Raw genomic sequence first — 11854 nt, forward strand, 5'->3', positions numbered from 1 at the left:
GTCAGCGATGTCGTGCCCGCGTTGGCTGTGACGCTCACCAAAAAAAACAAAGAAATTAGTATGATCGAGGATAAGATCACCAGGATGGTAATGCGCATTTGCTGAGCCCGGAATTGCGTTAACGAAAGCGAAACACTGCTTTGACGCGATGTAGCTGCCGTGCTTCGGCCGTCCTTCGAAAAAAGAGCGCCGGGGAACGTACTGTCGTACGGACCCCGGCGAGTTAAGTGACGGATGCTCAGAGCGTCACTTCGGGAGGAACCCTTCGGAAGCCGTCGGTCAGCCAAGTCAGGTAGAATAGCCCGAGTACAAACCAGGCGGCGCCCATGGCGACTGCGGTTTTGTCCAGGCTCGCGAGCAGCCAGACCATGGTGATCGCGCCCAGAAGAGGCAGCAACACGCCTCGGATAGGCCCGATCGTGGTTTTATCGCCGCTGAGCTGAAACTGGCGGATCACGCTAAGATTGACTGCTGTGAACGCGAGGAACGCACCGAAGTTAATGAAGGAGGTTGAGGTCGCGATATCGAGCTTCACAGCGAGAAGGCTGACCGCACCCGAGATCAAGACATTGATCGTCGGTGTCTTGAACTTCGGATGCAGATAGCTGAACACCTTCGTCGGTAGAACGCCATCCCGACCCATTGCGTACATAAGCCGTGCGACGCTGGCCTGCGCGGCGATGCCCGATGCTGTCTGGGAAATGACCAAGCCCGTCAGGAATATACCCACAAATACGTCGCCACCGATCTTCTTGGCGATTTCGAAAGCGGCAGATTCCGGTTGGTCGAAAAGCAGCCCGGGATGTGCGAGCTGAGTGGCATAGGCGGACACGACGAAAATCGACCCACCGATCAATGCGGTAAGTAGGATGGCACGCGGTACATTACGGGTCGGGTCTATCGTTTCCTCAGTCAAAGTGGCGACGGCATCAAAGCCAAGGAACGAGTAGGCTGCGATCGCAGCGCCAGCCATGGTCGCGGAGAGTGGAACGCCGCTCTTGAAGAACGGTTCGACCGAAAGCAGTCCTGCTGGACCCGATGCTCCGATAACATAATGGCAGCAGAGAAGAATAAAAAGCCCACCAATTGCGAGCTGCGCTACCATCAGGATAATGTTCAGACGGTTCGCCATTTCGATGCCCAGGATGTTCAAAGCCGTGATCAGGGCTACAAACCCCACGACCCAAACCCAACTGGGAACATCCGGAAAGACTGCGCCGAGAGTTACCGTGCCCGTCAACGCGATAACCATGGGCAGAAAGAAGTAGTCTAGAAGCAAAGCCCAGCCGACCATGAATCCAGCATAGCTTCCAAAGCTTCGGCGTGTGTAGGTGTATGCCGATCCGGCCACAGGAAGCCGCTTAGCAAAATATCCGTAGCTCAGGGCCGTAAAACAGATCGCACCAAGGGCGATGAGATAAGAAAGGGCGATTGTATCCTGACTGACTGTCGCCAACACACCATAAGTTGGATAGACGACGATCGGGCCCATGTATGAAAGCCCGAATAGCAGCAGTGACGTTAGCCCCAAAGTCCGTTTCAAGCGAATAGGCTGCGCCTCTGCCCGCCCAGAGGTGGACGTATCATCCATGGAATATCTCCTGAGATTTAAGGTGTGAATGCAGTGCTTGGCATCGGCCAAGCTATTCAGTTCCGGATAGTCCGGCTCATCTGGTCCTCGGACACGTCCGAGAGATCAAGGCTAATCCTCGCATCCTTGAGGTAGCTATAATTTCGCCGTGCATCCTCGATGCCAGCAAGATCCACCGAAGCGGACAGTAACGTGGGGGCGAGGCCGGTTTCACAGATGACGTCGCCGAACGGGTTAATGACGGCTGATTCACCAACAAAGTTTAGTTGAGAGTTCGCCCTACCGGTGCGATTGACGTAAGCCGCAAAAACCTGGTTCTCCATGGCGCGCGCCACGACCGCGCGTCGGTGAACAGGGCCGTAGGGGTCCATGTTGGCGGCGGTTACCAGAAGCAGATCGGCCCCGAGACTTGCGACCGAACGACCAGTTTCGGGGAATTCAATGTCGTAGCAGATAAGGATTCCCACCTTCATGCCATTGTATTCGCAAATGTCGAACCTGTTGCCTGGCTCAAACATATCGACCTCTGCGGGCCACATGTGAGTCTTCCGATAGGTGAGCTTGGTTTCGCCGCTGGAGTCGATCAGAACGGTGGTGTTGAAGAAGCGTCCGCCGTCGTTTTCTGCGAGCCCCATCGCTACTCCGACAGACTTCGCGCGTGCAGCGTCGCGCACTCGAGACATCGCACTTCCGTCCAATGCCTCGGCCACGTCCTTAACGGTCTTGGGCGTAGGGAAGCCGGTCAACGCCGCCTCGGGGAACAGCAGCAGTTCGGTGTCCGGTTTGGAATCCGCGATCGCCTTCAGGATTCGATCAAGGTTGACATCGACGGATCCGTCCTGGACCGGAATTTGTGCAAGTTCAAGCTGCATAGAGTCCTCCTCTGATGAGCGGAAGGGCAGCCTTTGCCAATGGGAGCGAACCGCACAAACAAGCATTCTCGCACGCGGTGAGCGGGACACATCCACAAGCCACAGAGAATAACTGCTATCGTTCAGGCATTCCGATCTACGACCGCTTGATCCTGTCGCGCGCGGGCTGCCTTCAAAGTCTGATCGGTGCTCCACTCCCCTGGCGCATGACCTCGACGCTATCAACGTTGAATATTCGCGGACGCTACTATGGGAATGCCAGACAGCACTAGGCACCAAAATAAGGATTCAGGGTCTCAATAATACGGACGATGAACCGAGCACCTGCGGCCGCCAATGCTGATCACTCCGGGTCTGGCAGCGCATAGACGTCGATTGTGTCCTCAAGACCTCGTAAGTCGAAGGAACCAATGCACTCCAATTCCGCTTGATTACCAGCGAGAGCCACGAAATCGCGGGAGACCAGCACCGAACGCCCGACACGCTTTGTCAGGTTTTCCAGACGCGCCGCAATGTTGACAGCCGGACCGATGGCGGTGAAATCAAGGCGTTTGCGGGAACCTATGTTTCCATACATGACGTCGCCGACGTGAATCCCGGTGCCATATCTTAGCGTCGGACGGCCCTTGGACATGTTCTCCTCGTTGAAGCGGGCCATTTCCCGCCGCCCTTCCTTTATCGTCTCAAGCAGTGCGTCCGAGGCACGGGCGTTCTCGAGAGGAAAGATGGCGAGCAGGCCATCGCCCATGAATTTCAGGATCTCCCCGTCGTTGCGCTCGACCGGGCCACCGATGGCATCGAAAAAGCCGTTCAGCACCTCGATGACGTCGTCGCGGGGCAGACTGTCGGAAATCGCGGTAAACTCCCGCAAATCACAAATCATGATCGCCGCGCGCACCGTGCTTCCGCTTCCCCTGGTGGTAGCTCCAGCCAAGATTTGCTCGCTGGCATGGGTGCCGACGTAGGTCTCGAGCAACGTGCGAGCCAGCACGTTTTTCAAACGGATCTCACTGACCAACGTCAGGATAGGGACGAGTTCGCTTAGTGTTTTGATGTGACGATCTTCGAAGCCACTTCGACTGGCTGTTGCGAAGGTTACGATGTGCCGAGTCCCAAGCGTGAAGGACAAAGGCCATGCGATATAATCCGTAAGTCCATCCCTCCTGAGTTCGCTGAAAAACACATCAGAGGTGTTCGAAGCATCTAAGTTCGCGAGCACCTTGCGGATTTCGCTCGCCCCCTCGTAAAGCGTGTTCAAAGGACTCAGTTGAAACTGCCGCGTAGCTTCTACACCATGTGCGATACTGTTGAACCTGGCGTGTACCATCCCCTTCCGCCACAGGATCCTTGCGCCCAGCCACTGAGGATGGAGTGTCCGGAAATGCATCGTTGAGCGAGCCACAGGCACGCCTGCCGCGTTTAACCGCTGGCATAGTTGCACAAGAATATCATCAAGGAACCGCTCATTCTGTGTTTCGTGCAATAGCCAATGCACCACTGAGTGCTGATTGCTGGGCGATCCAGCCTCGTTGTAAAACCGTGTTTCTTCCATTGCTTGAAAACCACTAGCCAGCCGGTCTCAATGTACTGCCATAATTAGCACGCGCTATCTGACGCACATTGCTTGTTGTCACCTCCCGTGAGGTTTTTACCCGACTTCGAAGTGACGGACAAAGGTCTTGGAAGCTCCGATTGTCCGGGTTTTCCGGTTTCAGAATACAAGGCTCGGCGCTGTCTGGATTTCAAGCCCTTCCCTAGGTTTTGTCCTGCTTCCGCTCAGAAGTGTTCAGTACGTAAAGGAAAGACCATGCCGACGACGGCGGAGCACTTCATTGCGAACTACAGCAGGATTGAGGGCGCTAGTAGACTTATGCGGGCGTGATGGAGATCCTGCACGAGCACACGGCGTTCGGCATCAACGTCGGATTCTCAAAGTGGGCCCTGTGCAACACGGAATGTGCCCGAGCATTGTGAAACGCGCTCGGGCACATCGAACGATCCAGCGTCTAAAGGCGCTAGTGTGCGGGCTTGATAAACGTCCCGTTTCTCAGTTCGCGTATCGCCGTTCTTATCTCCTCCTGGGAGTTCATGACGATCGGTCCATGCCAGGCCACTGGTTCCTCGATCGGTTTTCCAGAGACCAGAAGAAACCGTATGCCCTGGTCACCCGCCTGGACCGTTACCTCATCGCCACTGTCGAAAACGACCAGCGTGCGGTTGCCGGACATGTCGCGGATGTTAAGTTCTTCTCCATCGACTTCCTTCTCGACCCGGACCCCAAAAGGTTTGGACGCGTCGCGGAAAGTGCCGGAGCCTGCAAAAATGTAAGCGAAAGCGTTCCGGTAGGTGTCTACAGGCAAACGCTTCTTTCTCCCGGGGGGAACGGAGACGTCAAGATACACCGGTTCGGCGGCGATCCCGTCTACCGGACCGGCCTTGCCCCAGAAGTTACCGCAGATCACACGCACCACAGTGCCGTCGTCATCGACTACGATCGGGATATCGCCCGATTTTACATCCTGGTAACGCGGGGCGGTCATCTTCAGGGACGAGGGGAGATTCGCCCACAGCTGAAACCCGTGCATGCGTCCAGCAAAGTCGCCCTTCGGCATTTCCTGGTGCATGATACCACTTCCAGCGGTCATCCATTGGATGTCACCAGCTCCGAGTAGTCCGCGATTTCCCAAGCTGTCGCCGTGCTCGACGGTTCCGGCGAGCACGTAGGTGATTGTTTCGATGCCACGGTGCGGATGCCAAGGAAACCCTTGGAGGTATTCCGAAGGATTGTCATTGCGGAAGTCGTCCATCATCAAGAACGGATCCGTCATCGACGGATCGTCAAAGCCGAAGACGCGATGGAGCTTCACTCCGGCGCCTTCCACCGTTGGGACAGCCCTACTTTCGTGCTTAATGGGTCGTATCGACATTTGTGCACCTACCTTTCTCGCAAGACATAAAGGGACACCCTGCGCGCGTTAAGATCCGCACTTAAGGAAACACCGTCCGCTTTTCTGCGATGGAAGATTGGAGCCCCGGTGAGGCGATGTGACAGGGAGAGCACCGAGCAGCCGGAAAACGGGAAGCGTGTCCTGACCGCGGGAGAAATACCCTAGGCGTTGGGGACGGGCTTCGGATTGCCCGTTTCGTCGAGCGCCACCATAACGAAGGTGGCCGCTGTGACCTTTTCCTGCTCATTATAGCGTGAGCGATGCGCCCAGGCTTCGATGTGAAGCGTGATGGACGTCCGCCCGATGGATTCGATTTCGGTGTAGATCGACAATGTATCGCCGATTTTCACAGGCGACACGAATGCCATTTCCTTGACGGCCACCGTGACGACGCGGCCGCGTGCTTGTTCAGCTGCTCGGATACCGCTCGCGAGGTCCATCTGTGCCATCACCCAACCGCCGAAGATGTCGCCAGCGGGATTGGCATCCCCAGGCATGGCGAGCGTGCGCAAGGTCAATTCACCCCTGGGGCTCGGACTACCAGTCATACGGGTTCCCATTCTGGTTTTTCAGGGCCGGGAGTGGCCATTGCCCTCAGCGCCAACCCAAGCCGGGGGCGACATGTTTTAGGATGGATTCGATGACGTGCGCGTTGTAGTCCACCCCGAGTTGGTTGGGGACTGTCAGTAGTATGGTATCGGCCTCCCGAAGCGCCTCATCGGCCTCCAGCTGCTTTATGAGGAGGTCAGGCGCTGCGGTATAGCTTCGCCCGAAAATCGCTCGGGTCTGCTCATCGATGAAGCCGATCGAGTCTTCGGAGTCCGACTGCCTTCCGAAGTAGGAGCGGTCGCGCTCCGTTATAAGAGGAAAGATGCTTCTGCTAACAGAGACACGAGCCTCACGTTCATGCCCCGCTGCTTTCCATGCCTCGCGAAATACTCGGATTTGCTCAGCCTGCTGCACGTGAAATGGGCGCCCGTTTTCATCCGTCTTGAGAGTCGAACTCTGAAGGTGCATTCCAAGCTTGGCAGCCCAAACGGCGGTCGCATTCGAACTAGAACCCCACCAGATGCGCTCCTTGAGGGTTTCGGAATGCGGTTCTATTCGAAGCAGTCCAGGAGGATTCGGGAACATGGGATACGGGTTCGGCGTCGCGAAGCCGTTGCCCTGCAACGCGCTCAGGAAGACCTCCGCGTGTCGGCGCGCCATTGCTTCTTCCGAGCCGTCTTTCTCCGGCGTGAAACCGAAGTATCGCCAACCGTCGACCACTTGTTCGGGGGAGCCGCGGCTGATCCCGAGTTGAAGCCGGCCACCGCTAATCAGATCGGCAGCACCGGAATCTTCTGCCATGTACAGCGGATTTTCGTACCGCATGTCGATAACTGCAGTACCGATTTCGATGCGTTTTGTTCTGGCACCGACAGCCGCAAGGAGTGGAAACGGTGAACCGAGTTGCCGTGCAAAATGGTGGACGCGGAAGTATGCTCCGTCAGCACCCAACTCCTCAGCCGCTATGGCGAGATCGATTGACTGCAGCAGCGCGTCGCTTGCGGTGCGGGTTGCAGACCCAGCCGAAGGCGTCCAGTGCCCGAAGGAAAGAAAGCCGATCTTTTTCATATGCATGGCTCCTGGATGCCGCAGCCATTTCCGCGGAGTGGCAAGCAAAAGTGCGGCCAGCCATCGCTGCCCGCACTTGTCTGTGTGTTAATTGAAGAACGCCTCGGCACCCGTGGTGAGGCGCTGCGCCACAGACGCAACGCGCCGACCCTGGAAGCGTGCGACTTCGAGTTCTTTGGCGTTCGGTGAAACGGTATCGTGGATGGACACGTGCGTGGCTCCATACGGTGTACCTGCCTCGAACAGCGCCTTGTCGGCGTAGCCCAGGGGGACAATGATCAAGCCGAGGTGAGCCATGGGATTGTACAGCGACAGAAGTGTCGATTCATTGCCGCCGTGGGTCGAAGACGTCGACCCGAACACGGAGCCCACTTTGCCGTTCAGCTTTCCGGCAAACCACAGGCCACCCAAGCCATCAATGTAAGCTTTGAGTTCAGACGTGACTGAGCCGAACCGCGTCGGTGTGCCGAAGATGATCGCGTCTGCCCATTCTGCATCTTCTTCGGTGGGCATCGGGTAACGCTCGTTCATTTCGGTCGCCTTCTCTGTCCAGCCCGGCGCCTTGGCCATGACTTCGGCGGACACGATTTCCCGGGCGCGTCGCAGTCTCACTTCGCCACCTGCATTTTCGGCGCCTTCGGCAATTGCCTTGGCCAATGCTTCGGTGGAACCATTTCGGGAATAGAAGACGATCAGAATTTTGGGTGCGGTCATAAATGCCTCCTGAAATCGGAACTATGTGTCACCGCACTTAGTCTCAGCCCTCTTCTTCACACTAGGCGGCAGAGCCCGAACTCAGGTTCCTGTTTTGAAGGACAATCGCCACCGAGATCGATGGCAGGAGTGGGATCTTGACCGGTGGAGCCCCGATCATCCCGGCCATCCCGAGATCAGTTCAGGCGCGACCGTTATCGCCAGCTAGCGCTGCTCGGACCGGAAGATTGTCGAGCGCATTTTATCCGAAGTGCTCGACACTGCAGGCGATCAAAATTCGCCCGCAGTGTGGATCTAACTCATTCGCCGGACTGGGAATTTTCTGCGCTGCGACCCGAGTTGTTCGCCATGCTCGCGACCAGATCGCTGAACCGAACACCTTGGATGGCAACGTGCTCCTGCAAAAGGATTCGCGCCTTATCAGCGTCGCCTGCAAGGATCGAATCCACGATAGCGCGATGCTCGGAAAAGGATGTGGGGATGCGATTTCGAACACGCAGTTGCAGTCGTCGGTAGGGGCGAAGCCGACGACGCAAGGCGGTGCACTGCTCAAGCAGGTAGCCGCTTTGGCTTGCAGTGTAGATCGCCTTATGGAACTGTTCGTTGTCGTAATAGTAAGCGTCGCTGTCGCCTGCATTCGCCGAACGCTCGCACTTGTCGTGCGCGGCAAGAATTGCCGCCCGCGCTGGGTCGGTTAGTCGGCGCGCTGCTAGTGAACCGGCAAGGCCCTCTAACTCGGCCATGACTTCGAACATCTCGTATATCCGGGATGGTCCCGGATCTACAACAATGGCCCCACGGCGCGGGCGGATCTCGACGAGTCCGATCGCATTGAGCTGCATCAGTGCTTCACGCACCGGCGTTCTTGAAACTCCGAAGCGTTTCGCCAAGGCCATTTCATCGAGCCGCTCTGCTGGAGCGAACTCATTTGAGAGGATTGCGTCCTCGATTTCGTCGCGCAGCCTCTGAACTACATTTTTCGCCATTTCCCACCCTTAAAATGCAAGCTTCTATTTTTTGCATACAAGATTATTGACTTCGTCCACAAGAACGCTGATACACAATGCATACCGTATTTCGAAATCTGTGAGAATAGCTCCGCCTGCTTTAGGGCGCGGATCACTGCGACTGCGGACCGGCAACTGATTGGGAGAAGTGGTGTGTCCGGAACTTCGTTCTTCAGCGACATGGTGCAGAGCATCACCGACCGCGGTCGCCGATTGCTTGCGAGCTCGCGCTCGGAAGAGGCAGCCGTGCGACCGGGTATGGAAGCGCTCTGCGAAATGCTGCTGTCTAGTCGCGGAGAGGCGTCTGGAATGGCGATCGCGGCGGAGATATTGCAGCGTTGGTCCGAAATGGATGAAAAGGGCGAGCTCTCGTTCCTTTCGATGCTCTACCGGGCCTTCGGGCCCGAAGAAATCAAACTCGACAAGGCGATTGACGATTATCGCTCCGGGAAGAGCGCCGCGGCGATCACCAATTTGCACAAGGCATCCGAGCCCCGTCGTCAGGAATTGTTGCGTCGGTTGAACCTGGCGCCCAACGGAACGGGTGCGTTGGTGAAGATGCGAGAAAGGCTCCTGGCTTCGCGAGACAGCTCAGAGGAATTGAAAGCCGTTGATGCCGATTTTGCCCACCTCTTCAGTTCCTGGTTCAATCGCGGCTTTCTCACATTGCGTCCGATTGATTGGTCGACCGCAGCTCACATCCTTGAAAAGATTATCAGGTACGAGGCCGTCCATGAGATAGGCAGTTGGGACGAATTGCGACGGCGCCTCGCCCCTCAGGATCGCCGTTGTTTTGCATTCTTCCATCCCAGCCTGACGGATGAGCCGCTCGTTTTCGTGGAAGTGGCACTCACTCGCTCCATACCGAATGAAATCGATGAAGTGCTGGACGAGCACCGGGTGTCCATCAACGCCGAGGATGCGACGACGGCAGTTTTCTACTCGATCTCTAATTGCCAAGATGGATTGCGGGGGATTTCGTTCGGCAACTTCCTGATCAAACAAGTCGTCGAGGATCTGCGTCGAGACTTTCCTGGCCTCAGGAACTTCGTCACGCTGTCTCCCGTCCCGGGCTTTGCTGCCTGGCTCCACAAAGCCCGCGCATCGGGTTCCGCTCTCAGTCAGTCCGAACGCGAGGCTCTTGTCACACTCGATGACCCGCTTTGGTTCACAGACGAGGCAAAGGCCGCAAAACTTCAAGCGACATTGATGCCAGTCGCAGCCCGTTTTTTCCTGGCCGAGCGAACTTCCGCGGGACGTCCAGTCGATCCAGTCGCACGCTTCCACCTGGGCAACGGCGCGCGCCTTGAGCGGCTAAATTTTCTTGGTGATCGCTCGGCGAAGGCGATGCGCCAAGCACACGGCCTGATGGTCAACTACTTGTATCGGCTGGAGGACATCGAAGCCAACCACGAGGCACTGGCCCAGCGTGGAGAGGTCGCCGCTTCGGATGCCGTAGAGGCGCTGGGCCGGCGAGAGGTAGGCGCAACGGCGGGCGGGCAGCTGCGTCGGATAGCGCCAAAGCTTAATCAACGACATAAGGAGAACAACCTGTGAGCAATCATCTGTTCGATGCCATCCGAGCGGCCGCTCGCGGCGACGCTACATTCATCCAGCTTAACGGTGGGCGCGAATGGACGTACAACGATATGCTCGAATTCTCCGGGAGATTGGCCAACGCCCTGACTACATTGGGTGTCAGACCCGGCGACCGGGTGGCGGTGCAGGTGGAGAAGTGTGCCGAAGCGCTGATGCTCTATCTCGGATGCGTGCGCTGTGGAGCTATCTATCTGCCGCTCAATACGGCGTATACCGCAGCCGAAATCGAATATTTTCTGGGCGACGCAGAGCCGAAGCTGATCGTCGTTTCGTCGGCTGCCCGGGGAATCATCGGAAAGATCGCGGAGGCGTCCGGCGCTTTCGTGGAAACGCTTGATCCGGACGGCACGGGCTCGCTGACCGAGCTCGCACAAGACGAGCCTCCAGAGTTTGATGACGCTAACCGATCTGGGGACGATCTGGCAGCCATTCTCTACACGTCAGGAACGACGGGTCGTTCAAAGGGGGCGATGCTCTCCCATGGTAATCTGCTTTCCAATGCGATGAGCCTTCGCGACAACTGGCGGATCACCGCGGATGATCGATTGATCCACGCCTTGCCGATTTTCCACACACACGGGTTGTTTGTCGCAGCGAATGTCACCCTGTTGGCCGGAGCCTCCATGTTCCTGCTACCGAAATTTGATCCGGACGAGGTGCTCGCGCTAATGGGACAGTCCACCTTACTCATGGGTGTCCCGACGTTCTATACGCGCCTGCTGCAGAATCCGGGCTTGGACAAGAGCGCGGTTGCCTCAATGCGTCTCTTCATCTCCGGGTCCGCGCCGCTCTTGGCTGAGACCCATGCCGAATTCAAAAGGCGCACCGGTCACTCCATTCTGGAGCGCTACGGCATGACCGAGACCAACATGAATACGTCCAACCCTTACGACGGCGAGCGGATCGCCGGAACAGTTGGCCTTCCGCTGCCGGGTGTGACGGTGCGTGTCACGGACACCGCCACCGGAGCGTCTCTGCCACCGGGCGAAACCGGCATGATCGAGATCAAGGGGCCGAACGTCTTCCGCGGATATTGGCGAATGCCAGAAAAGACTGCCGCAGAATTCACGAAGGACGGCTTCTTCATCAGTGGTGATCTGGGGAAATTCGACGACGCTGGCTATCTGAGCATTGTTGGCCGTGGAAAGGACCTCGTGATTTCCGGGGGATACAACATCTATCCTAAAGAGGTGGAAGGCGAGATCGACCAGCTCGAAGGTGTCTTCGAAAGTGCCGTGTTCGGCGTTCCCCATCCCGATTTTGGTGAAGGCGTAACGGCGATAATCGTGCGCAAACCGGGCGCCACTCTCGGCGAAGAAGATGTACTGGCGGCCCTACAGAATCGACTTGCTCGCTATAAACAGCCGAAGCGCGTGATCTTTGCCGATGATCTACCGCGAAATACGATGGGCAAAGTCCAGAAGAACGTGCTGCGTGAGCAATACGCAGGGATTTACACGAACGCCTGACCGGCCGCGGAGCTCCGTCTCTCGCTAAGCTTAGAAA

General features: G+C 57.1%; 10 protein-coding genes. 2 read left to right on the forward strand and 8 right to left on the reverse strand.

Annotated elements, in window-relative coordinates; all coding sequences use genetic code 11:
• Window positions 1-238 precede the first annotated feature (238 nt).
• From LAC81_RS29280 to LAC81_RS29315, 8 genes are all read right to left on the reverse strand, one after another.
• Entirely contained in the window at window positions 239-1591 is a 1353-nt protein-coding gene (locus tag LAC81_RS29280) for an APC family permease (RefSeq protein WP_223728179.1), read from the reverse strand.
• Window positions 1592-1647: 56 nt separating this feature from the next.
• On the reverse strand, window positions 1648-2463 hold the full coding sequence (locus tag LAC81_RS29285) for a carbon-nitrogen hydrolase family protein (protein WP_223728180.1): 816 nt from the start codon (window positions 2461-2463) through the stop codon (window positions 1648-1650).
• A gap of 343 nt (window positions 2464-2806) precedes the next feature.
• Window positions 2807-4015: an adenylate/guanylate cyclase domain-containing protein gene (locus LAC81_RS29290; protein WP_223728181.1), complete on the reverse strand. Its 1209-nt coding sequence runs from the start codon at window positions 4013-4015 to the stop codon at window positions 2807-2809.
• Window positions 4016-4478: 463 nt separating this feature from the next.
• Window positions 4479-5390 (reverse strand): pirin family protein, encoded by a 912-nt coding sequence (locus LAC81_RS29295; protein WP_223728182.1) that lies wholly within the window; start codon window positions 5388-5390, stop codon window positions 4479-4481.
• A 182-nt stretch (window positions 5391-5572) separates the two neighbouring features.
• On the reverse strand, window positions 5573-5959 hold the full coding sequence (locus tag LAC81_RS29300) for an acyl-CoA thioesterase (protein ID WP_223730352.1): 387 nt from the start codon (window positions 5957-5959) through the stop codon (window positions 5573-5575).
• 46 nt (window positions 5960-6005) lie between these two features.
• Window positions 6006-7028 carry an LLM class flavin-dependent oxidoreductase gene (locus LAC81_RS29305; protein ID WP_223728183.1) on the reverse strand — a complete coding sequence of 341 codons (1023 nt, stop codon included), beginning with the start codon at window positions 7026-7028 and terminating at the stop codon, window positions 6006-6008.
• Between the two features lie 87 nt (window positions 7029-7115).
• On the reverse strand, window positions 7116-7742 hold the full coding sequence (gene wrbA / locus LAC81_RS29310) for an NAD(P)H:quinone oxidoreductase (RefSeq protein WP_223728184.1): 627 nt from the start codon (window positions 7740-7742) through the stop codon (window positions 7116-7118).
• A gap of 299 nt (window positions 7743-8041) precedes the next feature.
• Complete coding sequence (locus tag LAC81_RS29315) at window positions 8042-8728, reverse strand: GntR family transcriptional regulator (protein WP_223728185.1); 687 nt, start codon at window positions 8726-8728, stop codon at window positions 8042-8044.
• Between the two features lie 174 nt (window positions 8729-8902).
• On the opposite strand from LAC81_RS29315, the gene LAC81_RS29320 reads away from it, so the two are divergent.
• Together LAC81_RS29320 and LAC81_RS29325 are read left to right on the forward strand one after the other, a co-directional pair.
• Window positions 8903-10306, forward strand: coding sequence for a malonyl-CoA decarboxylase (locus LAC81_RS29320; protein ID WP_223728186.1), 1404 nt, complete (start codon window positions 8903-8905; stop codon window positions 10304-10306).
• Window positions 10303-11817, forward strand: a complete 1515-nt coding sequence (locus LAC81_RS29325) for a malonate--CoA ligase (RefSeq protein WP_223728187.1) — start codon at window positions 10303-10305, stop codon at window positions 11815-11817. Before LAC81_RS29320 ends, LAC81_RS29325 begins: the two co-directional genes overlap by 4 nt.
• The last annotated feature ends 37 nt before the right edge of the window (window positions 11818-11854 follow it).

It is taken from the genome of Ensifer adhaerens (assembly GCF_020035535.1).
Taxonomy (GTDB): Bacteria; Pseudomonadota; Alphaproteobacteria; order Rhizobiales; family Rhizobiaceae; genus Ensifer.